General features: G+C 60.5%; 21 protein-coding genes. 9 read left to right on the forward strand and 12 right to left on the reverse strand.

All coding sequences use genetic code 11. The features are described from left to right. Positions 1 to 34 precede the first annotated feature (34 nt). The 3 genes from QLG12_RS15285 to QLG12_RS15295 all read right to left on the reverse strand — a co-directional run bounded on the left by QLG12_RS15285 (position 35) and on the right by QLG12_RS15295 (position 4,799). Entirely contained in the window at positions 35 to 844 is an 810-nt protein-coding gene (locus tag QLG12_RS15285) for a putative RNA methyltransferase (protein WP_236194215.1), read from the reverse strand. Then, positions 844 to 1,995, reverse strand: a complete 1,152-nt coding sequence (gene dapE / locus QLG12_RS15290; RefSeq protein WP_011332670.1) for a succinyl-diaminopimelate desuccinylase — start codon at positions 1,993 to 1,995, stop codon at positions 844 to 846. Before dapE ends, QLG12_RS15285 begins: the two co-directional genes overlap by 1 nt. Before the next feature lie 212 nt (positions 1,996 to 2,207). Continuing rightward, entirely contained in the window at positions 2,208 to 4,799 is a 2,592-nt protein-coding gene (locus QLG12_RS15295; RefSeq protein WP_039769651.1) for a glycosyltransferase, read from the reverse strand. A gap of 214 nt (positions 4,800 to 5,013) precedes the next feature. On the opposite strand from QLG12_RS15295, the gene tcdA reads away from it, so the two are divergent. Continuing rightward, positions 5,014 to 5,832 (forward strand): tRNA cyclic N6-threonylcarbamoyladenosine(37) synthase TcdA, encoded by an 819-nt coding sequence (tcdA, locus tag QLG12_RS15300; RefSeq protein ID WP_282474824.1) that lies wholly within the window; start codon positions 5,014 to 5,016, stop codon positions 5,830 to 5,832. A gap of 117 nt (positions 5,833 to 5,949) precedes the next feature. Here tcdA and QLG12_RS15305 read toward each other — a convergent pair whose 3' ends face one another. From QLG12_RS15305 to QLG12_RS15320, 4 genes are all read right to left on the reverse strand, one after another. After that, positions 5,950 to 6,354 (reverse strand): SufE family protein, encoded by a 405-nt coding sequence (locus QLG12_RS15305; protein ID WP_197868813.1) that lies wholly within the window; start codon positions 6,352 to 6,354, stop codon positions 5,950 to 5,952. Then, positions 6,351 to 7,556 carry a cysteine desulfurase gene (locus QLG12_RS15310; RefSeq protein WP_197868812.1) on the reverse strand — a complete coding sequence of 402 codons (1,206 nt, stop codon included), beginning with the start codon at positions 7,554 to 7,556 and terminating at the stop codon, positions 6,351 to 6,353. The genes QLG12_RS15305 and QLG12_RS15310 overlap by 4 nt, the downstream gene beginning before the upstream one ends. A gap of 125 nt (positions 7,557 to 7,681) precedes the next feature. After that, positions 7,682 to 8,716: a 2,3,4,5-tetrahydropyridine-2,6-dicarboxylate N-succinyltransferase gene (gene dapD / locus QLG12_RS15315; protein WP_011332675.1), complete on the reverse strand. Its 1,035-nt coding sequence runs from the start codon at positions 8,714 to 8,716 to the stop codon at positions 7,682 to 7,684. A gap of 31 nt (positions 8,717 to 8,747) precedes the next feature. After that, a complete protein-coding gene (locus QLG12_RS15320; RefSeq protein WP_003222107.1) occupies positions 8,748 to 9,110 on the reverse strand; it encodes an ArsC family reductase in 363 nt (120 codons plus the stop codon). 181 nt (positions 9,111 to 9,291) lie between these two features. On the opposite strand from QLG12_RS15320, the gene QLG12_RS15325 reads away from it, so the two are divergent. Then, positions 9,292 to 10,923, forward strand: a complete 1,632-nt coding sequence (locus QLG12_RS15325) for a Na+/H+ antiporter (protein ID WP_197868757.1) — start codon at positions 9,292 to 9,294, stop codon at positions 10,921 to 10,923. A 24-nt stretch (positions 10,924 to 10,947) separates the two neighbouring features. Here the strand turns inward: QLG12_RS15325 and QLG12_RS15330 are convergent, their stop codons facing one another. The 5 genes from QLG12_RS15330 to map all read right to left on the reverse strand — a co-directional run bounded on the left by QLG12_RS15330 (position 10,948) and on the right by map (position 17,470). Further along, positions 10,948 to 11,619: a hypothetical protein gene (locus QLG12_RS15330; protein WP_282474825.1), complete on the reverse strand. Its 672-nt coding sequence runs from the start codon at positions 11,617 to 11,619 to the stop codon at positions 10,948 to 10,950. Positions 11,620 to 11,801: 182 nt separating this feature from the next. Next, positions 11,802 to 12,536, reverse strand: a complete 735-nt coding sequence (locus QLG12_RS15335; RefSeq protein WP_197868755.1) for a M12 family metallopeptidase — start codon at positions 12,534 to 12,536, stop codon at positions 11,802 to 11,804. A 165-nt stretch (positions 12,537 to 12,701) separates the two neighbouring features. Further along, entirely contained in the window at positions 12,702 to 13,901 is a 1,200-nt protein-coding gene (dapC, locus tag QLG12_RS15340) for a succinyldiaminopimelate transaminase (RefSeq protein WP_282474826.1), read from the reverse strand. Positions 13,902 to 13,944: 43 nt separating this feature from the next. Next, the gene (locus QLG12_RS15345) at positions 13,945 to 16,647 is read right to left on the reverse strand and encodes a [protein-PII] uridylyltransferase (protein WP_236194220.1); all 2,703 of its coding nucleotides are present in this window, start codon (positions 16,645 to 16,647) and stop codon (positions 13,945 to 13,947) included. Positions 16,648 to 16,687: 40 nt separating this feature from the next. After that, positions 16,688 to 17,470 carry a type I methionyl aminopeptidase gene (gene map / locus QLG12_RS15350; protein ID WP_039769663.1) on the reverse strand — a complete coding sequence of 261 codons (783 nt, stop codon included), beginning with the start codon at positions 17,468 to 17,470 and terminating at the stop codon, positions 16,688 to 16,690. Positions 17,471 to 17,843: 373 nt separating this feature from the next. Here map and rpsB point away from each other — a divergent pair, with 373 nt between their 5' ends. From rpsB to ispC, 7 genes are all read left to right on the forward strand, one after another. After that, a complete protein-coding gene (gene rpsB / locus QLG12_RS15355) occupies positions 17,844 to 18,581 on the forward strand; it encodes a 30S ribosomal protein S2 (protein WP_008052780.1) in 738 nt (245 codons plus the stop codon). Between the two features lie 190 nt (positions 18,582 to 18,771). Then, positions 18,772 to 19,635: a translation elongation factor Ts gene (gene tsf / locus QLG12_RS15360; RefSeq protein WP_108559815.1), complete on the forward strand. Its 864-nt coding sequence runs from the start codon at positions 18,772 to 18,774 to the stop codon at positions 19,633 to 19,635. A 211-nt stretch (positions 19,636 to 19,846) separates the two neighbouring features. Further along, positions 19,847 to 20,590, forward strand: coding sequence for a UMP kinase (gene pyrH / locus QLG12_RS15365; protein WP_011332683.1), 744 nt, complete (start codon positions 19,847 to 19,849; stop codon positions 20,588 to 20,590). Next, a complete protein-coding gene (gene frr / locus QLG12_RS15370; protein WP_011332684.1) occupies positions 20,587 to 21,144 on the forward strand; it encodes a ribosome recycling factor in 558 nt (185 codons plus the stop codon). The genes pyrH and frr overlap by 4 nt, the downstream gene beginning before the upstream one ends. Positions 21,145 to 21,158: 14 nt before the next feature. After that, positions 21,159 to 21,914: a polyprenyl diphosphate synthase gene (gene uppS / locus QLG12_RS15375; RefSeq protein WP_064379010.1), complete on the forward strand. Its 756-nt coding sequence runs from the start codon at positions 21,159 to 21,161 to the stop codon at positions 21,912 to 21,914. Next, a complete protein-coding gene (locus QLG12_RS15380; RefSeq protein ID WP_282474827.1) occupies positions 21,914 to 22,720 on the forward strand; it encodes a phosphatidate cytidylyltransferase in 807 nt (268 codons plus the stop codon). The genes uppS and QLG12_RS15380 overlap by 1 nt, the downstream gene beginning before the upstream one ends. Further along, entirely contained in the window at positions 22,717 to 23,907 is a 1,191-nt protein-coding gene (gene ispC / locus QLG12_RS15385; protein ID WP_282474828.1) for a 1-deoxy-D-xylulose-5-phosphate reductoisomerase, read from the forward strand. Before QLG12_RS15380 ends, ispC begins: the two co-directional genes overlap by 4 nt. The last annotated feature ends 48 nt before the right edge of the window (positions 23,908 to 23,955 follow it).

Genomic DNA, 23,955 nt, shown 5'->3' on the forward strand with positions numbered 1-23,955 from the left:
TAGCCGGCCCCGGGTCGTTGCCCGAGACCAAAGGTTATTGAAGAACGAAATAATCGTAGCGCATCGAGACGGTGGTCACGAACGGCTCGGCCTGTTCGATGACCGCCGCGCGGCGCTCGGCACTGGCGCGCCAGCCGTGGGGTGTCATCGCCAGCAGGTTGGCGCGATCCTCGGGCTTGTCCAGCGTCAGCTTGAATTCCAGGGTTTCACTGTGCGCCAGTGCCATGCCTTCCGGCACCAGGGCCAGATGCTTGTCGTCGGTGTACTCGCGCACTTCGTCGTACAGGCGTTCGCGCAGTTCCATCAGGTGGCCGCTGGTCGGGCCGACCTTCATCAGGCCGCCGCCAACACTGAGCAGGCGCTTGGCTTCTTCCCAATCCAGCGGACTGAAAACGCTGGCCAGAAACTGGCAGCTGCCGGAGGCCAGTGGCACCCGGGCCATGCTCGCAATCAACCAGGTCAGCGCCGGATTGCGTTTGCAGGCGCGTTTGACCGCTTCCTTCGAGATGTCCAGTGCGTAGCCGTCAGCGTTCGGCAATGCTTCGGCGATCTGCGCGGTGTAGTAACCCTCGCCACAACCGATATCGACCCAGCGGGCCGGCGCGTAACCGGCTGCCAGCTCCGCCAGACGTTTGGCCACCGGCGCGTAATGCCCGGCGTTCAGGAAGTCGCGGCGGGCCTCGACCATCGCTTGGTTGTCGCCGGGATCACGGCTGTTCTTATGCTGCACCGGCAGCAGGTTCAGGTAACCCTGTCGCGCGCGGTCAAAGCGGTGGCCGACGGGGCAGACCACGCCGTTATCCACCGCGGTCAGCGGTTCACTGCAGATCGGACACGCGAGCATCAGGCGAGCAACTTGATCAGGGTCTGATAGTAGATCTCGGTCAGCACGTCGAGATCGGCCGCCAGTACGCGCTCGTTGACCTGGTGGATGGTCGCGTTGACCGGGCCCAGCTCAACAACCTGCGTACCCATGGTCGCGATGAAACGACCGTCGGAGGTGCCGCCGCTGGTGGATGCCTTGGTCTCGCGGCCGGTGATGTCCTTGATGCTCGAAGACACCGCGTCGAGCAGTGCGCCCGGCTCGGTGAGGAACGGCAGACCGGACAGCGCCCAGTCGATGTGCCAGTCCAGGCCATGCTTGTCGAGAATGTCGGCCACGCGTTTCTGCAGGCCTTCAACGGTTGATTCGGTGGAGAAACGGAAGTTGAACACCGCCACCAGATCGCCCGGAATCACGTTGGTCGCGCCGGTGCCGGAGTTGACGTTGGAAATCTGGAAACTGGTCGGCGGGAAGAAATCGTTGCCGTGATCCCAATGCTCGGCAGCCAGTTCGGCCAGAGCCGGGGCAGCGAGGTGGATCGGGTTCTTCGCCAGGTGCGGATATGCCACGTGGCCCTGCACGCCGCGCACGGTCAGTTTGGCGCCGAGGGAGCCGCGACGACCGTTCTTCACCACGTCGCCCACCAGCGTGGTGCTCGACGGTTCACCGACGATGCACCAGTCCAGGCGTTCGTTGCGGGCTGCCAGACGCTCGACCACGGCCTTGGTGCCGTGATGCGCCGGGCCTTCTTCGTCGCTGGTGATCAGAAACGCAACCTTGCCCTTGTGGTCCGGGTAGTCGGCGACAAAACGCTCGGCCGCGACTGTCATCGAAGCCAGGCTGCCTTTCATGTCCGCCGCGCCACGGCCGCAGAGCATGCCGTGCTCGTCGATCACCGCGTTGAACGGGTCGATCTGCCAGGCGGTCACCGGGCCGGTCGGCACCACATCGGTGTGGCCGGCGAAGCACAGTACCGGGCCGTCGCCTTTGCCGTGAGTCGCCCAGAAGTTATCCACATCTTCGATGCGCATCGGTTCCAGCTGGAAACCGGCATCGCCCAGGCGCTGCATCATCTGCTTCTGGCAATCGGCGTCGACCGGCGTCACGGACGGACGGCGGATCAGGTCGATGGCGAGTTGGAGGGTCGGCGAAAGGTCGGCGTGGGCCGTCATGGAAAACTCCGAAAGCTGTAAATGTGGGAGCGAGCTTGCTCGCGATGACGATGTCCTGTTCAACATAAGTGTTGAATGTGACGGACTCATCGCGAGCAAGCTCGCTCCCACAGGTCTAGGGGCAGGCCATCGGGGCCTTGGCCCTGCAAAATGGCGGTTATCTTAAAGCAAAACGGCGACCATTGGCCGCCGTTTAGTGCATCCGGAAGGATTTAGACCACCGGTGCCGGTTCAGGCGCCGCCGATGGTTTTGGCAGCGACGACAGGAACGCCATGATCAGCGCCGCCACGTACGGCAGCGACTGCACCAGAAGCATGGCCACCCAGAAGCGCATGTCGTTGCTCGGAATGCCCTGCACCAGGAAGATCCCCAGCGCCGCGCCCCACAACAGCAGCATGATGAACAGCTCTTCCCGGGCCTCGGAAATCGCCACCCAGAAGCCATGGTTGTCGGCGTTTTTCGGGGTGCGGAAGAACGGAATGCTGCTGGTGAAGAAACCGTACAGCACCGCTTTGGCGATGGTGTGCGACAACGCCAGCCCGGCCAGTGCCGCGCAGAACGCATCCTTGAGGTTCACGCCCACGGCGCGACGGTAGAGGAAGATGATCTTGCCGACCTTGAATACGAACAGCGCCAGCGGCGGGATCGCGAAGATCAGCAGCGGTGGGTCGACCCGTTGCGGCACGATGATCATTGCCGCCGACCACAACAGCGCGCCGACGGTGAAGAAGATGTTCATGCCGTCCGCCACCCACGGCAGCCAGCCCGCGAGGAAGTGGTAACGCTGGCCGCGCGTCAGCTCGGTGTCCTTGCCGCGCAGCAGGCTGCGGGTGTGGCGCTTGATGATCTGGATCGCACCGTAGGCCCAGCGGAAACGCTGCTTCTTGAAGTCGATGAAGGTGTCCGGCATCAGACCCTTGCCGTAACTGTCGTGGTAATACGCCGCCGACAGGCCTTTCTCGAATACCCGCAGACCAAGCTCGGCGTCTTCACAGATGCACCAGTCGGCCCAGCCCAGTTCTTCCAGAACCGAACGGCGGGTCATGGTCATGGTGCCGTGCTGGATGATCGCGTCGCGGTCGTTGCGGGTGACCATGCCGATGTGGAAGAAGCCTTTGTATTCGGCGTAGCACAGCTTCTTGAAGGTGCTTTCGTTCTGGTCGCGATAGTCCTGCGGTGACTGCACCACGGCGATTTTCGGGTCGGCGAAGTGCGGCACCATGTGCTTGAGCCAGTTCGGGTGCACGCAGTAGTCGGAGTCGATCACCGCGATCACTTCGGCGTCCTTGGCAGTGTGCGGGATCAGGTAGTTCAGCGCACCGCCCTTGAAACCGGCCAGGGGCGAGACGTGGAAGAACTTGAAGCGCGGGCCGAGGGTTTCGCAGTAGTCGCGCACCGGTTCCCAGACCGCCGGATCCTTGGTGTTGTTGTCGATGATCAGGACTTCGAAGTCCGGATAGTCGAGGTTGGCCAGGGCGTTGAGGGTCTGTTTGACCATCTCCGGCGGCTCGTTGTAGCAGGGCACGTGGATCGAGACTTTCGGGCGGTAGTCCGAATCGCCGACCACCGGCAGGAATTCACGGCGACGCTTGTGGATCCACACCGCCTCGGCCAGTTCGTGGGCCTCGGTCAGCAACACGATGAACACCCCGAGCGCACCGAGCGCCAGCAGGAAGCCCACCGTCAGGCTGAACCACGTGCTGTATTGCTGGCTGTAGTCGTAACCGATCCACACCAGCACCGAACCGCAAAGGAACGCGATAAAGGTCAGGAAGGTACGACCGCGCTGACGCAGGGCCGAGCCGTCGATCATCAGCAGGGTCAGCGACAACAGCGCCAGCACCACCGAGCCGATGGCCAGCACGCGCCATTGCGGGATCGCCACCACCGGGCCTTCGAAGTTGAATTTCTGTTGGCGCGCGGCGTTGAACACGCCCCAATAAGCGCCGACCGAGCCTTCGTCGCTGGCCTTCCACGGCTGGTCAAACGCTTCGATCACGAAGTAGTTGAAGCCCTGGCGATTGAGTTTGTTGACCAGTGTGCGCAGGTAGATCGCCTGATCCGCCGGCGACGCATCGGCGCCACCGCGCATGCGGCCGTTGCTCGGCCAGCCCACTTCGGACAGCAGCAGCGGCTTTTTCGGGAACATCTTTTTCAGATCGCGGGCGCGGTCGAAAACAAACTGCCCGGCCTTGTCCACCGGAATGAATTCCCAGTACGGCAGCACGTGCGCGGCAATCAGGTCGACGTGCTTGGCCAGTTCCGGGTGCTCTTCCCAGACGTGCCATTGCTCGGACGTGGTCACCGGCACTTTCACGGCCGCGCGCACACGGTCGAGCAGCACGCTGAGTTCCTGGGCAGTGATTTCCTTGCGGAAGATCGCCTCGTTACCGACGACTACGCGAACCACGCTGCGCGAAGTGTTGGCCAGTTCGATGGCGCGGGTGATTTCCCGCTCGTTGCGTTCCTGGTCGGGGCTGATCCAGATCCCCAGGGTCACGCGCAGGCCGAATTCTTCCGCCAGTTTCGGGATGTCCTGCAGGGAGCCGTCGACCGAGTAGATGCGGATGTTGTCCGTCAGCTTGCTCATGATCTCCAGGTCGCGGCGCATTTCATCGTCGGACGGATACTGATCCTTCTGTGGGAACTGTCCCTGCTGGAACGGTGAATAGGAGAAACCGGAGATCTGCTCCGGCCAGTTCGGCGCGGAGACGGGGCGGTTGATCAGCGCCCAGAAACCGGTGAACAGGGCGGCGATTGCCAGAACCACCACCAGGTTGAGTCCAAATTTACGCGATGACATAGCTGTGTCGGGTTCCAAAGGCTGTGGAACGAAGGGTCGGCTGATTGACGCCAAGAGGGCGCGCATCCTACACCGGCAGTTCGCCGAGTCCTACAAGAGACGGGGAAATGCCGGACGTTGGGCAATCGACTTTGACTTAAGTTCTTACACTTGTAGCTTGAAGCTTAAAACTTGTCGCTGCGTAGTCCTATAATGCGCGCCGGTTTTCAGGGTAATGGTCATGAGTACAGAAGATCCGCGGTTTGCAGGCATCGCCCGTTTGTATGGCATCGAGGGCCTCGAGCGCCTGCGTGCAGCCCATGTGGCGATTGTCGGCGTTGGCGGCGTCGGTTCCTGGGCGGCGGAAGCCATGGCCCGTTGCGGGGTGGGCGAGATTTCGCTGTTCGACCTCGATGACGTCTGCGTCAGCAACGCCAACCGCCAATTGCACGCGCTCGACAGCACGGTCGGCAAGCCCAAGGTCGAGGTGATGGCCGAGCGTCTGCGCGGGATCAACCCGGACTGCACGGTGCACGCCGTGGCGGATTTCGTCACCCGCGACACCATGGTCGAATACATCACGCCGAACATCGATTGCGTGATCGACTGCATCGACGCCGTCAACGCAAAAGCCGCGCTGATCGCCTGGTGCAAGCGCCGTAAGATCCAGATCATCACCACCGGTGGGGCGGGCGGGCAGATCGATCCGACGCTGATTCAGGTCTGCGATCTCAACCGTACGTTCAATGATCCTCTGGCCTCGAAAGTGCGCTCCACGCTGCGTCGTGACTATGGTTTCTCGCGCACTGTGACTCGCCATTACAGCGTGCCGTGCGTGTTTTCCACCGAACAGCTGCGCTATCCGAAACCGGACGGCAGCATTTGCCTGCAGAAGAGTTTTGTCGGTGATGGCGTGAAGCTGGACTGCGCCGGCGGGTTTGGCGCAGTGATGATGGTCACGGCGACGTTCGGCATGGTCGCGGCGACCAAGGCTGTGGACAAGATTGTGGCGGGCGTTCGGCGTCCGGCGGATCGGGTCAAGCCTCAGGTTTGATGTTGTGGCTGATGGCCTCATCGCTGGCAAGCCAGCTCTCACAATTGATCCTCAGTGAACACAAAATCCGTGTAACACCAAAATCCAATGTGGGAGCAGGCTTGCCAGCGATGGCGATTAGCCCGCCAACTCATTCATCCGCTGCAGCACGGCATTCAAGCCATTGCTGCGCGACGGCGACAACTGTCGCGACAGTCCCAACTGATTGAACCAGTCCGGCAGGTCCAACTGTTGCAGCTCGCCGGCGGTCAAACCGTTGACCCGCAACAGCAGCAACGCCACCAACCCGCGAATCATTCGCGCATCACTGCCCGCTGCAAATTGCCAGTGGCCATCGCGCAATTCGCCAACCAGCCACACCTGACTTTCACAGCCGTGCACCCGATTGGCCTCGCACTTGTCTTCATCGCTCAACGGCGGCAGACGATCACCAAACTGCATCAACAGCCGCGCCCGTTGTTCCCAACCGGTGGCGTTCTGAAACGTTTGCAGCGCTTCGGCAGCCTCGACCGGCAGACTCATCGCAACAACTCCAGCGCTTGATCCAGCGCTTCAAAGAACCGCTCAAGATCCTCGGAATCGTTGTACAGCGCCAGCGACACGCGAATCGCCCCGGCCAGTTCGAAGCGCTTGAGCAGCGGCATGGCGCAGTGGTGCCCGGCGCGCACGGCGATGCCCTGTTCGGTCAGCAAATGAGCCAGATCGGCGTTGTGTACGCCTTCAACGACAAAACTGGCCAGCGCCAGTTGCGGCTTGCCCAGCAGACGAATGCCATTGCGGGCGGCGAGGCCGCGCAGCAGATAATCATGCAGCGCCGCTTCGTGAGCGGACACGGCGTCCTGATCCAGACCGGCCAGATAGTCGAGGGTCGCACCGAGGCCGATCACGCTGGCAATCGGCGGCGTTCCGGCCTCGAAGCCCAGTGGCGCCGGGCGGAAACGGGCGTCGTGATAATTGGTTTCCAGCACCATCTCGCCGCCAAATTGCCACGGCTGCAGTTGCTCAAGCGCTGCGTTGCGCCCGAACAGCACGCCGAGGCCATCGGGGCCGTACAGCTTGTGGCTGGAAAATACGTAAAAGTCACAACCCAGCGCTTGCACATCATGCCGGCCATGGACCACGCCCTGAGCGCCATCGACCACGGTCAGTGCGTTGTGCGCCCTGGCCATCGCCAGCAGTGCCGGCAACGGTTGCCAGGCACCGAGTACGTTGGACAACTGGCTGACCGCCAGCAAGCGAGTGCGCGGACCGATCAGGTGAACGGCGGCGGCGAGGTCGATCACGCCGTCATCGTCCAGCGGCAGGATCACCAGTTTCAGGTCGCGACGTTGTGCCAGTTGCTGCCACGGCAGCAGGTTGGCGTGATGCTCCAGGGCGCTGATGACAATTTCATCGCCCGGATGGAAAAGGTGTTCCAGGCCATAAGCCAGGAGATTCAGCGCACTGGTGGCGCCGTGGGTGAAGATGATCTGCCCGCTTTCACCGGCATTCAGCCACTGGGCAACCTTCAGGCGGCTGTCCTCGAACGCCTGCGTGGCATGAGCGCCGGGCAGATGCTGGGCACGATGCACGTTGGCCGCGCCATTGGCGTAGTAATGCGTCAGTGCGTCGAGCAGGGCCTGGGGTTTTTGCGTGGTGGCGGCGTTGTCCAGATAGGTCTGGTCTTGCCGTTGCAGGGCGGCGATGGCCGGGAAGTCGGCGCGCCAGGGGGAGGGAATCATCACGGTTTCAAGCCCTGGTGAAGATGGGCGGGTTAACGCCGAACCCTGTGGGAGCGGGCTTGCCCGCGATGACGATCGGTCGAACGTCATCGCAAACAGGCTGGCTCCCTCAGGTGAGCTTCTGGCGCTTAGTTGTGAGCGTGCAGCGCTTCGTTCAGTTCGATGGCCGATTTGTGGGTCTTGCATTCCACGGCACCGGTTTCCGAATTGCGACGGAACAGCAGGTCGGTCTGACCGGCCAGTTCACGGGCCTTGACCACTTTGACCAGATTGTTGTTCTCGTCCAGCAGTGCGACTTTGGTGCCGGCGGTCACGTACAGGCCCGACTCGACGGTGTTGCGGTCGCCCAACGGGATACCGATACCGGCGTTGGCGCCGATCAAGCAGCCTTCGCCGACCTTGATCACGATGTTGCCGCCGCCCGACAGGGTGCCCATGGTCGAGCAGCCGCCGCCCAGGTCCGAGCCCTTGCCGACGAATACGCCAGCGGAAACGCGGCCTTCGATCATGCCCGGGCCTTCGGTGCCGGCGTTGAAGTTGATGAAACCTTCGTGCATCACGGTGGTGCCTTCGCCCACGTAGGCGCCCAGGCGCAGACGCGCGGCGTCAGCGATACGCACGCCGGCCGGTACCACGTAGTCGGTCATTTTCGGGAACTTGTCCACCGAGAACACTTCCAGCAGCTCGCCGCGCAGACGGGCTTCGAGTTGCAGCTCGGCCAGTTCGCTCAGGTCGATCGCGCCCTGGCTGGTCCAGGCCACGTTTGGCAGCAGCGGGAAGATCCCGGCCAGGCTCACGCCGTGTGGCTTGACCAGACGATGGGACAGCAGGTGCAGCTTGAGGTAAGCCTCAGGGGTGGAAGTCAGTTGCGCGTCTTCGGCCAGCAGGGTGGCGACCAGCGGTTTGTGGCTTTCAGCCAGACGGGTCAGCAGCTTGCCTTGTACGGCGTCGATGCCTTTCACGGCTTCAGCCAGCTGCGCAGCCTGTGCGGTGGTGAAGGTGATGGCCTGGTTGCCTTCGGTGTAGCCGAGGATCGGTGCAACTGCGGCAACCAGTTCGGCCGATGGATTGAGCAGCGGCTGAGCGTAGAACACTTCCAGCCACGCGCCTTGACGGTTCTGGGTGCCGACGCCGAAGGCGATACTGAACAGGGAGTTGGACATGTGAATACCTCTACAAAATGTGACGGGCTGCTTACTTGAGGGCGGCCGCGTAGATATCTGGCTTGAAGCCAATCAGGGTTCGGTCACCGAGATCGAGCACCGGGCGCTTGATCATCGAGGGTTGAGCGAGCATCAGTTCGATGGCTTTCGACTGGTCGAGATCGGCTTTGCGTTCGTCGTCGAGTTTGCGAAAGGTCGTGCCTGCGCGGTTCAACACCGTTTGCCAGCCATGTTCGTCGCACCATTGGGTCAGGTGCTCGCGGTCAATGCCGGCGGTCTTGTAATCGTGGAAGTCATAGCTGACAGCGTGTTCATCGAGCCAGGTGCGCGCCTTTTTCATGGTGTCGCAGGCTTTGATGCCGAAAAGGTGCAACGTTTTGCTTGAAACGGTCAAGGAATTGCCCCCTTTACAGGTGCTGGAAAAAAATGGTGTCGGATTATGCCATGACCAGACGGTTTCGCGGCGCCGAGGTTGCTTTTGCTTAGGAGGCTGCGACATAGGTGCAACGGTCACGCACAGCCTAAGCGGCTAATATGGCAGTTCAACGCTGTCGATTGTCCGGGATTTCCGCTTTATGCAAACCGCTTATACCGTCCTGATCCTGCTGATGCTGGTCAGTGTCTCGCGCCTGATTGGACGGGTGATTCCGCTGCCGCTGCCACTGGTGCAGATCGCCGCCGGTGCCTTGCTGGCCTGGCCGACTCTCGGCCTGCACGTGGCTCTTGATCCTGAACTGTTCCTGTTTCTGTTCCTGCCGCCGCTGCTGTTTTCCGATGGCTGGCGCATGCCCAAGCGTGAATTGTGGCGCCTGCGCGGGCCGGTGCTGACGCTCGCGGTCGGTTTGGTGCTGTTTACCGTGGTCGGTGCTGGCTACTTCATTCATTGGCTGCTGCCGACGATTCCATTGCCGGTGGCCTTTGCGCTGGCGGCGGTGCTGTCTCCGACCGACGCCGTGGCGGTCTCGGCCATTTCGCAGAACCGCTTGCCCACGCCGTTGATGCACATGTTGCAGGGCGAGGCGTTGATGAACGATGCGTCGGGCCTGGTGACGTTCAAGTTCGCGCTGGTCGCGGCGGTGACCGGTGCATTCTCCCTGGCCAATGCCAGCCTGACCTTCGTGCTGGTGGCCGTCGGCGGGCTGGCGGTCGGCGTGGCGCTGAGCTGGCTGGTCGGCCGGTTGCGCGCCTGGATGATCGCCCGGGGCTGGGACGATCCGGCGACCCACGTGGTGTTCATGTTGCTGCTGCCATTCGCCGCTTACGTGCTGGCCGAGCGGCTTGGCGCGTCGGGCATTCTTTCGGCAGTGGCGGCGGGGATGATGCAGAGCTGGCTCGATCTGCTGCCGCGCCAGACCAGCACCCGGTTGCTCAACCGCAGCGTCTGGTCGTTGCTGGAGTTTGCCTTCAACGGTTTGATCTTCCTGCTGCTCGGCCTGCAACTTCCGGACATCATTAAAGCGGTGGTCAGCCACGAGACATCGTTATGGCCGACCCTGTTCTATCGCTGTCTCGATGTGGTGGCGATTTTTCTGGCGCTGGTGTTGTTGCGCTTTATCTGGGTGCAGAGCATCTGGCGGCTGTCGGTGCTGCTGCGTCGCTTGCGCGGCAAGGGTGATCTGACGCAGGTGCCGACCGCCCGTTCCTGCTGGCTGCTGACCGTCGGCGGCGTGCGCGGTGCGGTGACCCTGGCGGGCGTGATGTCGGTGCCGATGCTGATGGGGAGCGAGGCGTTCCCCGAGCGCGATCTGCTGATCTTCATCGCCGCCGGGGTGATTCTGTTATCGCTGGTGGCGGCCTGTATTGCGCTGCCGTTGCTGTTGCGCGGCATCGAAAAGAGTCCGGACGACAAGCGTCGTCAGGAAGTGCGCGACGCCTGGCGCAAGACGGCGGAAGCAGCGATCCATGCGCTGGAGACCGAGGAGGTCAACCCGCAGGACGCCGCGCAAGCCGCCCTGGCAGCGGAGCTCAAGGCGCGGATCATGTCCGAGTATCGCCATCAACTGGAGGTGTTCAACGATTCGGCGGAAGCCCAGGCGTTGGCGTTCCAGATGGACTTGCTCGAACGCCGCTTGCGCCTCAAGGCATTGCGTGCGCAGCGCCTTGAGTTGTACAGCCTCAGCCGACAGCACCAGATTGGTGATGACGTGTTGCGTGAAGTCCTGGGGGAGCTGGATTTGAGTGAGGCGAATCTGGGCTCGGTCAAATAATGGCGTCACGTTGGTTCGAATGGGTTATTGCGCTTGTTCTGCAGGGTAGGGGTAAGCCTTCGACATGAACGTCTTGTCCGTTTCACTGAGCTCCAGATTCAGATCAATCTTGAAGTCGCCGTGGGTCCAGTCCTGACGCACGGCGTAGTGCATGATCGATTTCGGATCGTAGGGCAAATGGTCGAAATCGCTGGCGTCGAGCAGGTTGAAGTAGCGTTCATCGACAGACCGGCGGGCGTAATCGTCTTCGTCGGCGTTTTCTTTGACCCAGTGCGCGGCATAGACCGCTGCCTTGTTCCAGGGGATGTTCGATTCCGGATGCAGGTGCTCATGCTCGGCCCCCAGCGCATGCCCGAACTCGTGCATGACGTTGGCGGCGAAAAACGCCGGTGCCTGCAGATCCGGCGACAGCCTCATGGTCGGGCCGTCCTCGATCAGCAGTGCGTGGGTGCCAATCATCGACCAGTAAATCCCGGGCTCGCTGCTGATTCGGATATCTCCCGATTCACCCTCGACGAAATCAAAGTTCAAATTGATGTACGGCAGCCATTCGCTGGCAGCAGCCTTGACCGCATCCTTGAACGGCTGGTCGCCGTTTAAGAAGGCAATGCGCAATGTTTGACCTGGTGTCCAAAAGTGAGCCGGTTTGCCAATCGCACGTTTTTTACGACGGGGGGCGGTGATAGTCGCAATCATGTTCAAGTGTCCTTGCTTGTAGAATTGATAGTTGAATTTCCCGGGACTCGATGGGTTCGGGTGGTGTTGAAGTTAGTGGTGGATGTTAGTTTGTGAAAGTTGTTTGATGTAAGGTTGTGTGTTTTCAATTGAAGTTTGCCAGGCGTTGCACCTGGCAAATTTTTTATTTTGAAATGTCCGAATTATTTTGGATAAAGCAGCTTCATCAATTGTTTGTCTTTTTTACTGATCTTGCGGTTTATCGGTACTTCCCAGTTGCCGATGGTCAAATCGTTCGATACAGGATGATGCATGATCGATCGCCTGTCGTAGTTCGTATAAATCGCATCCAGCGTATCGAAAGTCGCGAACAGGTTGCGGTCGACCTGTTCGCGAGTCAGCGGATTCATTTCCCGATTCCGGTAAAACGCGTAAACCTTGGGTTTGTCCCACGGAATATTGGCTTGAGGATGCTGATGTTCATGCAGGGCGCCCAGTGCATGGCCGAACTCGTGGATCACGATGGTCTCGAAATCGGGATGCTCTGGTTTGACGCCCAGATTCATCGTTGGATGGTCGGGATGTATCAACAGGGCATCGGTACCCAGCATTGAACTGTTGTCATTGTTTCGGGTTGCGATGCGAATATCGCCTTTCAGATCGTCGACGAATTCGAAGTTCAGGTTGATATAGGCCAGCCATTTACGAGCCGCGTTGATAATCCTTGTCTTATGATCGGCGTCGGGTGCGTCCATAAAAGCAATTTTCAATGTTCGACCATTTGCCCAGAGTTTCGAATAATTGACCACCGAGCGTTTGCGGCGAGAGCCTGCTGTGCTTTGGGGACCGGCATTCGCCGGGTTCTCGTTGATGGCGGCGATGTAAGCGGCCTGGTCGTCCGGCCATTGAATCAGTTGGCAATCCAGAAGTTCTTTCATTATTTACTTCGTCCATGAAGTTGCAGGTTGATTTTTGGTAGTGCGCAGAATGACGCGACTCAAGACTAACGTCTGGCCAGCGTAAAGGTGGGGTAGAAAAAGCGGGGGAAGTGTTACGTCATGTTTGATCGCCCGTGCCGGATTGCCCGGCACGGGCGTGAGCGATTACTTATGGCGCAACACGAAATCGCGAATGCGCTTGGCCGCTTCCACGCACTCCGCCAAGGGGGCTACCAGCGCCATGCGCACGCGCCCGGCGCCCGGATTGACGCCGTCGACGTCCCTCGACAGATAGGAACCCGGCACTACGGTCACGTGCTCTTCGGCAAACAGATCCCGACAGAACGCGGCATCGTCACCTTGCACATTCGGCCACAGGTAGAAACTGCCATCCGGACGCTGCACATCCATCACCGGGCTGAGGATCGCCAGCACGGCATCGAATTTTTCGCGGTACAGCGCACGGTTGGCGCGAACATGCACTTCGTCATTCCATGCGGCGACGCTGGCCAGTTGGGTCTGAACCGGCATCGCGCAGCCGTGGTAGGTGCGGTACAGCAGGAAGCCTTTGAGGATGTCGGCATCGCCGGCGACAAAACCGGAGCGCAGGCCCGGCAGGTTCGAGCGTTTGGACAAGCTGTGGAACACCACGCAACGCTTGAAGTCCTTGCGACCGAGTTCGGCGCAGGCGCTGAGCAGGCCCGGTGGCGGGGTCTGTTCGTCGAAGTACAGCTCGCTGTAGCACTCGTCGGCGGCGATCACGAAGTCGTATTCGTCGGCCAGGGCAATGAGCTTTTTCAGCACGTCGACCGGAATCAGCGCGCCGGTCGGGTTGCCCGGCGAGCACAGGAACAGGATCTGGCAGCGCTTCCAGATGTCAGGCGATACCGCGTCGAAGTCCGGGTTGAAGCCGTTCTCGTCCAGGCATGGCAGGTAGTGCGGCTTGGCGCCGGCGAGGAACGCTGCGCCTTCGTAGATCTGATAGAACGGGTTCGGACTGACCACCAGCGCGTCGTCGCCACGGTTGACCACGGTCTGGGTGAAGGCGAACAGCGCTTCACGGGTGCCGTTGACCGGCAGCACGTTGCGCGCCGGGTCGATCCAGCCGCTCGGCACGTTGAAGCGACGCTCGCACCAGGCCGCGATGGCTTCGCGCAGGGCCGGGATGCCGAGGGTGGTCGGGTACACCGCCATCTGCTCCAGATTGTTCGCCAGCGCCTCGGCGACAAAGCTTGGCGAGCGGTGCTTCGGTTCGCCGATGGACAGCGCGATCGGGCGTTTGTCCGGGTTTGGCGTGACGCTGCCGAGCAGGGCGCGGAGCTTTTCGAACGGGTAGGGCTGAAGCTGGGACAGAGCGTTGTTCATCGGTGCGGGATCTCGTGCAAAGCGGTTGAAGCCGGGCGCGCAATCAAATGCTGATGCGCGTCAGTTTGATATCGGGTTCCTGATTGACGCTCAACTGTTCGACGATGGCATCCTGCAAACGGCTGCACAGCAGCGGGTCGGACAGCGGTTGATTGTGGGCGTCGGTGATGAAGAACACGTCTTCCACCCGCTCGCCCAGGGTGGCGATCTTGGCATTCTGCAGCGACAGGTCGAACTCGAGGAAAATCCCGCCGACCCGTGCCAGCAGGCCCGGGCGATCCGGCGCGGTGAGTTCCAGCACCGTTACCGGGCGCTGGGCGTCGTTGTGGATCGTCACCTGCGGAGCGAACGCGAAATGCTTGAGCTGGCGCGGCACCCGACGCTGGATGATCGTCGGGTAGTCGGCCGGGTTGCGCAGCGCTTCGGTCAGGCCGTCGCGAATCTGCTTGACCCGGACCGGATTGTCGCCGATCGAGTCGCCATCAGTGTCGAGCACGATGTAGGTGTCGAGGGTGAACTGGCTGCTGGACGTGATGACCCGGGCGTCGTGAATGTTCAGGTTGAGCTGGTCCATCGCGGCCACGGTCACGGCGAAGAAGTCGTGTTGGTCCGGCGCATAGATGAAGATCTGCGTACCACCCTCGAATTCGCGTTGGGTGGTTTCCTTGATCAGCACCAGCGGACCGCCGTCGGCCGGTTGCTGGAGGATGGCGTCGGTGTGCCAGGCCACATCGCCGGCGGTGTGACGCAGGAAGTAGTCGTCACCCAGTTGCGCCCACAATTGCTCGACGTCATCTGGATCGGTGCCGCCGCGTACCAGTATGTCCAGCGCTGCGCTCTGGGTCTGGCGGATCTGCTCTTCGCGATCCACCGGGTTCTCCAGGCCACGGCGCAGGGCGCGCTTGGTTTCGGTGTAGAGCTGGCGCAACAGGCTGGCACGCCACGAGTTCCAGAGGGTCGGGTTGGTCGCGTTGATGTCGGCTACGGTCAGGACATACAGGTAGTCGAGACGGGTTTCGTCACCGACCGCCAGGGCGAAGTCATGGATCACCTGCGGGTCGGACAAATCCTTGCGCTGGGCGGTGGTCGACATCACCAGGTGGTTCTGCACCAGCCAGACGATCAGGCGGCTGTCCCAGACCGGCAGTTGGTGGCGCTGGCAGAACGCCTCGGCATCGACCGCGCCGATTTCCGAGTGATCGCCATGCCGGCCCTTGCCGATGTCGTGATACAGGCCAGCCATATAAATGAGTTCAGGCTTCGGCAGTTTGGCCATGAGCTTGGCGGCCAACGGGAATTTCTCCGACACCTGGGTGTACTGCAACTTGCGCAGGTGTTTGATCAGATTCAGCGTGTGCGCATCGACCGTATAGATGTGGAACAGGTCGTGCTGCATCTGCCCGACGATGAAGCCGAACTCCGGCAGATAGCGCCCGAGAATGCCGTAGCGGTTCATCCGCCGCAGGTTGCGGTGGATACCGATCTTGCACTTGAACAGCTCGATGAACAGGCTGGTGTTGCGGATGTCGTTGCGGAAGTTGTCGTCGATCAGGTGACGGTTTTCCCGCAGCAGACGAATGGTGTCGGCGCGTACGCCTTTGATTTCCGGCTGCTGGGCCATCAGCACGAAGATCTCGAGCATGGCGAACGGCGTGCGGCGGAACACGTTGTCGTTGCGTGCCTCGATGTAACCGTCGTGCAGCTGGAAGCGCGAGTTGATCGGCTGCGGCGGCGCTTCGTCTTCCGGGGCGAGGATGACTTCCTCGAAGTGCTGAATGATCAGGTCGCTGAGCTGGGCGATGCTCATCACCACGCGGAAGTACTGTTGCATGAAGTTTTCGACGGCCTGTTTGGCGTCGTCACCCTCAAACCCCAACAGCCCGGCGATGGTGCGCTGGTGATCGAACAGCAGGCGGTCTTCGGAGCGACCGGCCAGCATGTGCAGGGCGTAACGCACCTTCCAGAGGAATTCCTGGGAGGAGGCCAGCAAGGCGTTCTCGCTCTCGACCAGGAACCCTTCACCGGCCAGGGCGCGCAGGTTCAGGGTGCCGTACTGACGACGGGCTACCCACAGAATCGTCTGAATATCCCGTAGCCCGCCGGGCGAGCCTTTGACGTTGGGTTCCAGGTTGTATTCGGTATCGTTGTACTTGTGGTGGCGAGCCTTCTGCTCGGCGCGCTTGGCCAGGAAGAAATCCTTGCTCGGCCACATGTGCGCAGTGCTGGTGACATCGAGCATGCGTTGGCGCAGGCGCTCGGGGCCGCAGATGGTGCGGCTTTCCATCAGGTTGGTGACCACCGTCAGGTCGGCGCGGGCCTCTTCGGCGCATTCGTCGACCGAGCGAACGCTCTGACCGACTTCCAGGCCGATGTCCCACAGCAGCGTCAGAAAGCGCTCGATGGAATCGCGGAAAATTTCGTGGTCGGCGCTGTCCAGCAGGATCAGCAGGTCGATGTCGGAGTAGGGGTGCAGCTCACCGCGACCGTAGCCGCCGACTGCGACCAGCGCGATGTCGGCGTCTTCGCTCCAGTCGAACTGGTCCCAGGCCTTTTGCAGGATGTTGTCGACGAACCACGCCCGGTCTTCGATCAGTCGCCGAATGTCGCGCCCGGCCCGAAAACGTGCATCGAGCACTTCGCGGGCCTGGCGGATCGCCTTCTTGAATGCCGCGATGGGACTCGCTTTCAGGGCCAGTTCAGCCTGGAACTGGCCGCGGTCGAAAAGTTCGGGATCCACCTGCGGCATCGATTGGCTTTCCTTCTATAGGCTGGGAGCGGTGTCTGGGTCAGGCCGAGATGCGCGGGATCGTGTCGTCGCTGCGCAGGGTGAAGATCTCGTAGCCGGTATCGGTGACAAGCAAAGTGTGTTCCCACTGTGCCGACAGCTTGCGATCCTTGGTGATCGCGGTCCAGCCGTCGCCCAGTACTTTGGTGTCGGCCTTGCCCTGGTTGATCATCGGCTCGATGGTGAAGGTCATGCCGGCCTTCAGTTCCATGCCGGTGCCGGCGCGGCCGTAGTGCAGGATCTGCGGTTCTTCGTGGAATACCTTGCCGATGCCGTGGCCGCAGAATTCACGCACCACCGAGAAGCCGTTCTTTTCCGCGTGCTTCTGAATGATTTCGCCGATGTCACCGAGGCGGCAGCCGGGTTTGACGATTTCGATCGCCTTGTACATGCATTCCTGGGTGACCTGCGACAGGCGCTCGGCCCAGACCGGCACGGTGCCGACGTGGAACATGCGGCTGGTGTCGCCGTGGTAGCCGTCCTTGATCACGGTGACGTCGATGTTCAGGGTGTCACCGTTTTTCAACGGCTTGTCGTTCGGGATGCCGTGGCAGACCACGTGGTTGATCGAGGTGCAGATCGACTTCGGGTAGCCCTTGTAGTTGAGCGGGGCGGGGATGGCCTGCTGCACGTTGACGATATAGTCGTGGCAGATCTGGTTCAGCTCATCGGTGGTCACGCCCGGCTTGACGTGCTCGGCAATCATTTCCAGCACATCGGCGGCCAGTTTGCCGGCGACACGCATGCCAGCGATGTCCTCGGGGGTTTTGAGGGTGACGGTCATACAGGCTCTCTCTGCGCTCGGCGGCGCTTGCTGATACGAACAGGGGCGCGGCGTTGATTTGGCGGCCCCGAAAAACGCGATTCTAACAGACCAAAGGCGCAAATCCGCGCCTGCGTGCATCGCTTCTCTCTATACAATGCGGTGCATTGTCCCGATTCCAAGGGGCTGGCGCGCATGTCCCTGACGCGATTGCAGATTCCGGGTTCCGTTTGCGTCGTCCCTGTGGTATAAAATGCGCCGCTTTCCGGGGATAGCCCCGGGAGCATTAACCCACACACGTGTCGACACGATGGCCTGGGTGCCTTTGATCCTCGGATCAATGGTTGGTCATTGGGATACGTGGAGGCCCAACCCGACTTATCAAGGAACTATCATGTCCCAAGTCAACATGCGCGATATGCTGAAGGCCGGTGTGCACTTCGGTCACCAAACCCGTTACTGGAATCCGAAAATGGGCAAGTACATTTTCGGCGCGCGTAACAAGATTCACATCATCAACCTTGAAAAAACCCTGCCAATGTTCAACGAAGCTCTGACTTTCGTAGAGCGTCTGGCCCAGGGCAAAAACAAGATTCTGTTCGTCGGCACCAAGCGTTCCGCTGGCAAGATCGTTGCTGAAGAAGCAGCACGTTGCGGTTCGCCGTACGTCGATCACCGCTGGTTGGGCGGCATGCTGACCAACTTCAAAACCATTCGTGCTTCCATCAAGCGTCTGCGTGACCTTGAAGTACAAGCCGAAGACGGTACTTTCGCCAAGCTGACCAAGAAAGAAGCGCTGATGCGCACTCGCGATCTTGAGAAGCTGGATCGCTCCCTGGGCGGCATCAAGGACATGGGCGGTCTGCCAGACGCACTGTTCGTGATCGACGTTGACCACGAGCGCATCGCGATCACCGAAGCCAACAAGCTGGGCATCCCGGTCATCGGCGTTGTCGATACCAACAGCAGCCCGGAAGGCGTTGACTACATCATCCCTGGCAACGATGACGCAATCCGCGCTATCCAGCTGTACATGGGTTCGATGGCTGACGCAGTGATCCGCGGTCGCAACAACGTTGCTGGCGGTACTGTAGAATTCGCAGCTGAAGAAACTCAGGCTGCAGCTGAGTAATTGACGCCCTGGCGTTGACTCAGTAAGCAAAAAGGGGGCTTGGCCCCCTTTTTGCCACCTCGAAAACCATCTGTCGGCAGCGCAGCTACAGCATCTGTAACGTGCAGCGGCTACAAACAGGTTCGGGAAGAATTGAACGCCCGTTCGATCGGGTGGAATGGTTGAAAACCTATCCAAGAGGAATTTGAAAATGGCAGCAATTACTGCAGCGTTGGTCAAAGAACTGCGCGAGCGTACCGGCGAAGGCATGATGGATTGCAAGAAAGCCCTGGAAAAGGCTGGCGGCGACATCGAAAAAGCCATTGATGACATGCGTGCTTCGGGCGCCATCAAGGCTGCCAAGAAAGCTGGCAACGTTGCCGCTGAAGGCGCTATCGCCATCAAGGACGACGGCAAGGCCGCCGTTCTGATCGAAGTCAACTCGCAGACCGACTTCCTGGCTCTGCAGGACGACTTCAAAAACTTCGTTGCTGCCAGCGTTGACAAAGCATTCGCTGACAAGCTGACCGACGCAGCTCCGCTGATCGCTGCTCAAGAAGCCGCTCGCGAAGCACTGGTTGCCAAAGTGGGCGAGAACGTCAACATCCGTCGCCTGGTGCGCGTAGAGGGCGACGTAGTCGGCACCTACCTGCACGGCAACAAGATCGGTGTTGCTGTTGTCCTGAAAGGCGGCGACGTCGAGCTGGCCAAAGACATCGCGATGCACGTTGCTGCAAGCAACCCTGAGTTCCTGCTGCCTTCGCAAGTCTCCGAGGAAGCGATCGAGCGTGAAAAAGCTGTGTTCCTGCAGCTGAACGAAGAAAAAATCAAAGGCAAGCCAGAAAACATTGTTGAGAACATGGTCAAGGGCCGTATCAGCAAGTTCCTGGCAGAAGCGAGCCTGGTTGAGCAGGCGTTCGTCAAGAATCCTGAAATCAAGGTTGGCGAGCTGGCCAAGAAAGGCGGCGCTGAAATCGTTTCCTTCACCTACTTCAAAGTAGGCGAAGGCATCGAGAAGCCGGTCGACAACTTCGCTGAAGAAGTTGCTGCCCAGCTGGCTGCCGCCAAGCAATAAGACGGTTTTTCAACTGTCGCCCGAAAGAGGCTGCCCGCTCACGCGCGCAGCCTCTTTTCAGATAGGGTTATCAATTTTTAATTGGTTTCCCCTTGGAACTGACTTACAAAGCCATGTTCCGATGGCGCTGAAGCAGCGCCAAGCTAGAGTGAACGCCAGCTGTAAACAGCTCGCAAAGAATTTTTAAAATACGCCGCAGGAGAGATTCGCAATGGCTCAGCAGGGCAGTGGTTATCAGGCTCGCTATAAACGCATTCTACTCAAGCTTAGCGGCGAGGCCCTGATGGGCTCGGAAGAGTTCGGGATCGATCCGAAAGTGCTGGATCGCATGGCGCTGGAAGTCGGCCAGCTGGTCGGTATCGGCGTTCAGGTCGGTCTGGTGATTGGTGGTGGCAACCTGTTCCGCGGTGAAGCGCTGAGCAAGGCCGGCATGGATCGGGTCACGGGCGACCACATGGGCATGCTGGCCACTGTGATGAACGCCCTGGCCATGCGCGACGCGCTGGAACGTGCCAATATCTCGGCCATCGTGATGTCGGCCATTTCCATGGTTGGCGTGACCGACCACTATGACCGTCGCAAGGCCATGCGCCACCTGAACTCCAAGGACGTGGTGATTTTCGCGGCCGGTACCGGCAATCCGTTCTTTACCACGGATTCGGCAGCCTGCCTGCGCGCCATTGAAATCGACGCGGACGTCGTACTCAAGGCGACCAAGGTTGATGGCGTCTACACCGCTGACCCGTTCAAAGACCCGCATGCCGAGAAGTTCGATCATCTGACATACGATGAAGTGCTGGATCGCAAGCTGGGTGTAATGGATCTGACGGCTATCTGCCTGTGCCGCGATCACAAGATGCCGCTGCGCGTATTTAACATGAACAAGCCGGGCGCCCTGCTGAACATCGTGCATGGTGGCGCTGAAGGCACTCTGATCGAGGAAGTCCAACAATGATCAACGAAATCAAGAAAGACGCCAAAGAGCGCATGACGAAGTCCGTTGAGTCCCTGGCTCACAACTTCGGCCGTATCCGTACCGGTCAGGCACACCCAAGCATCCTGGAAGGTGTGATGGTGCCTTACTACGGCGCTGATACCCCGATCAAGCAAGTGGCCAACATCACCGTCAAGGACGCCCGTACCCTGCAAGTCGTTGCGTTCGAGCGCAACATGCTGGGCGCCGTCGACAAGGCTATCGGTAGCGCGGGTCTGAACCTGAACCCGACCAACCTGGGTGAGCTGCTGCTGATCAGCATGCCGGCCCTGACCGAAGAAACCCGTCGCGGTTTCACCAAGCAGGCGCGTGACGTGGCAGAAGACGCCCGTGTTGCCGTGCGCAACATCCGTCGCGATGCGAACAGCTCCCTGAAGGATCTGGTCAAGGAAAAGGAAATCAGCGAAGACGAAGAGCGTCGCGCAGCCGGTGAGATCGACGATCTGACCAAGAAGTTTGTGGCTGAAATCGACGCCAAGCTGGCCGAGAAAGAAAAAGACCTGATGGCCGTATAAGGGTCGAGTTTTAAATGGACAAGACCAAGCAGACTGCGCCGTCCACGGTGCCGCGCCATGTCGCGATCATCATGGATGGCAATAATCGCTGGGCGAAAAAACGCTTTATGCCGGGTGTCGCCGGGCATAAGGCTGGCGTGGATGCTGTGCGGGCGGTGATCGAGGTGTGTGCCGAGGCCAAGGTCGAAGTGCTCACCCTGTTCGCCTTTTCCAGTGAAAACTGGCAGCGTCCGGCTGACGAGGTCAGCGCCTTGATGGACCTGTTCTTCAAGGCGCTGCGTCGTGAAGCCAAGCGCCTGAACGACAACAACATCAGTCTGCGCATCATCGGCGACCGTACGCGGTTTCATCCCGAGCTTCAGGCAGCCATGCGTGAAGCTGAAGCGATGACCGCTGGTGCCAACCGCTTCATTCTGCAGATCGCCGCCAATTACGGCGGTCAGTGGGACATTGCGCAAGCGGCGCAGCGTCTGGCGCGTGAAGTTCAGGCGGGTCATCTGCGACCGGAAGACATCACGCCGGATCTGCTGCAGACCTGTCTGGTCACTGGTGATCTGCCGTTGCCCGACTTGTGCATCCGCACCGGCGGCGAGCATCGCATCAGCAACTTCCTCTTGTGGCAGTTGGCTTACGCCGAGTTGTACTTCTCCGACCTGTTCTGGCCGGACTTCAAACACGAAGCCATGCGCAATGCGCTGGCCGATTTCGCTTTGCGCCAGCGTCGCTTCGGAAAAACGAGCGAGCAGGTCGAAGCTGGAGCCCGGGTTTAATGCTTAAACAACGCATCATCACTGCACTGATTCTGTTGCCGATCGCCCTGGGCGGTTTTTTCCTGCTCGAAGGTTCCGGCTTTGCTCTGTTCATCGGGCTGGTCGTGAGTCTGGGGGCGTGGGAGTGGGCGCGTCTGGCCGGTTTCACCGCGCAGGCATTTCGTGTCGGCTACGCGGCGGTCGTCGCGCTGATGCTGTTTGTCATGTACATCCTTCCGGGACTGGCGCCTTGGGTGCTGGGTGCTTCGGTAATCTGGTGGGCACTGGCGACCTGGCTGGTGCTGACGTACCCGCGTTCCAGCGAGCGCTGGTCCAGTGCCGCCAGCAAGCTGGTGATCGGCTTGCTGATTCTGTTGCCCGCCTGGCAGGGGCTGGTGCTGATCAAGCAGTACCCGCTCGGTAACTGGCTGATCATGGCGGTGATGGTGCTGGTCTGGGGGGCTGATATCGGGGCGTACTTCTCCGGTCGTGCGTTCGGCAAGCGCAAGCTGGCGCCGCAAGTCAGTCCCGGCAAAAGTTGGGAAGGCGTGTATGGCGGTCTGGCGCTGAGCCTGGTCATCACCACGCTGGTGGCACTGCTCCGTGACTGGACGGTGGCGCAACTGTTCAAGGGGTTGATCGGTGCGGCGGTGATTGTCTTCATCTCTGTGGTGGGTGATCTGACCGAAAGCATGTTCAAGCGCCAGTCCGGCATCAAGGACAGCAGTAATCTGCTGCCGGGGCATGGTGGCGTGCTGGATCGCATCGACAGCCTGACGGCGGCGATCCCGGTCTTTGCGGTGCTGTTGTGGATGGCAGCCTCGTGAGTCGCCCACAGCAAATTACCGTCCTGGGCGCGACCGGATCGATCGGTCTGAGTACGCTGGACGTTATCGCTCGGCATCCGGATCGTTATCAGGCTTTCGCCCTGAGCGGTTTTACCCGTCTGAGCGAACTGTTTGCCCTGTGTGTTCGCCATCTCCCCAAATATGCGGTCGTGCCGGAGAACGGCGCTGCCCGCAACCTGCAGGACGATTTGCGAGCCGCTGGCCTGTCGACGCAGGTGCTGGTTGGCGAGGAAGGCTTGTGTCAGGTCGCTGCTGCGCCTGAGGTGGATGCCGTCATGGCGGCTATTGTCGGTGCGGCGGGTTTGCGCCCGACTCTGGCGGCTGTCGAGGCGGGCAAGAAGATTCTTCTGGCCAACAAGGAAGCGCTGGTCATGTCCGGCGCCTTGTTCATGCAGGCGGTGCGCAAGAGCGGCTCGGTCCTGTTGCCGATCGACAGCGAACACAACGCAATTTTCCAGTGCATGCCGCAGGACTTTGCTCGCGGGCTGGGTAACGTCGGGGTTCGTCGGATTTTGCTGACAGCTTCCGGTGGCCCTTTCCGGCAGACGCCAATGGCCGAACTGGCGCATGTTTCACCGGACCAGGCCTGTGCCCACCCGAACTGGTCGATGGGGCGCAAGATTTCCGTGGATTCGGCCAGCATGATGAACAAAGGGCTCGAATTGATCGAAGCCTGCTGGTTGTTCGATGCCAGACCTTCGCAAGTTGAGGTGGTGATTCATCCGCAGAGTGTGATTCATTCACTGGTCGACTATGTGGACGGTTCGGTGCTCGCGCAGCTGGGTAATCCCGACATGCGCACGCCGATTGCCAATGCATTGGCATGGCCGGAGCGTATCGATTCGGGCGTGGCGCCTCTGGATCTGTTCGCTGTGGCACGCCTGGATTTCGAGGCTCCCGACGAAGAGCGCTTCCCGTGCCTGCGGCTTGCGCGTCAGGCTGCCGAGGCGGGAAACAGCGCCCCGGCGATGCTCAATGCGGCGAATGAAGTGGCGGTTGCGGCGTTTCTCGACGGACGGGTTCGCTACCTGGAAATCGCGAGTATCATCGAGGAAGTCTTGAATCTGGAGCCTGTGGTGGCGCTGGATGATCTCGATGCGGTGTTCACCGCCGATGCAACTGCCCGTACATTGGCCGGGCAGTGGCTGACTCGTTACGGCCGGTAGGTCTTGCAACACATGGCTTCACGCGGCACTGGACAGGATTGCGGAGAA

The sequence above is a fragment of the Pseudomonas sp. V88_4 genome (assembly GCF_029967985.1).
Lineage (GTDB): Bacteria > Pseudomonadota > Gammaproteobacteria > Pseudomonadales > Pseudomonadaceae > Aquipseudomonas > Aquipseudomonas glycinae.

Coding starts and splice junctions, on each gene's coding strand:
- QLG12_RS15285 (WP_236194215.1), bottom strand. CDS start 844: ATGCTCGCGTGTCCGATCTGCAGTGAACCGCTGACCGCGGTGGATAAC.
- dapE (WP_011332670.1), bottom strand. CDS start 1,995: ATGACGGCCCACGCCGACCTTTCGCCGACCCTCCAACTCGCCATCGAC.
- frr (WP_011332684.1), top strand. CDS start 20,587: ATGATCAACGAAATCAAGAAAGACGCCAAAGAGCGCATGACGAAGTCC.
- dapC (WP_282474826.1), bottom strand. CDS start 13,901: ATGAACAACGCTCTGTCCCAGCTTCAGCCCTACCCGTTCGAAAAGCTC.
- tcdA (WP_282474824.1), top strand. CDS start 5,014: ATGGTCATGAGTACAGAAGATCCGCGGTTTGCAGGCATCGCCCGTTTG.
- QLG12_RS15295 (WP_039769651.1), bottom strand. CDS start 4,799: ATGTCATCGCGTAAATTTGGACTCAACCTGGTGGTGGTTCTGGCAATC.
- QLG12_RS15380 (WP_282474827.1), top strand. CDS start 21,914: ATGCTTAAACAACGCATCATCACTGCACTGATTCTGTTGCCGATCGCC.
- tsf (WP_108559815.1), top strand. CDS start 18,772: ATGGCAGCAATTACTGCAGCGTTGGTCAAAGAACTGCGCGAGCGTACC.
- QLG12_RS15345 (WP_236194220.1), bottom strand. CDS start 16,647: ATGCCGCAGGTGGATCCCGAACTTTTCGACCGCGGCCAGTTCCAGGCT.
- QLG12_RS15335 (WP_197868755.1), bottom strand. CDS start 12,536: ATGAAAGAACTTCTGGATTGCCAACTGATTCAATGGCCGGACGACCAG.
- QLG12_RS15330 (WP_282474825.1), bottom strand. CDS start 11,619: ATGATTGCGACTATCACCGCCCCCCGTCGTAAAAAACGTGCGATTGGC.
- QLG12_RS15325 (WP_197868757.1), top strand. CDS start 9,292: ATGCAAACCGCTTATACCGTCCTGATCCTGCTGATGCTGGTCAGTGTC.
- uppS (WP_064379010.1), top strand. CDS start 21,159: ATGGACAAGACCAAGCAGACTGCGCCGTCCACGGTGCCGCGCCATGTC.
- dapD (WP_011332675.1), bottom strand. CDS start 8,716: ATGTCCAACTCCCTGTTCAGTATCGCCTTCGGCGTCGGCACCCAGAAC.
- pyrH (WP_011332683.1), top strand. CDS start 19,847: ATGGCTCAGCAGGGCAGTGGTTATCAGGCTCGCTATAAACGCATTCTA.
- QLG12_RS15305 (WP_197868813.1), bottom strand. CDS start 6,354: ATGAGTCTGCCGGTCGAGGCTGCCGAAGCGCTGCAAACGTTTCAGAAC.
- map (WP_039769663.1), bottom strand. CDS start 17,470: ATGACCGTCACCCTCAAAACCCCCGAGGACATCGCTGGCATGCGTGTC.
- rpsB (WP_008052780.1), top strand. CDS start 17,844: ATGTCCCAAGTCAACATGCGCGATATGCTGAAGGCCGGTGTGCACTTC.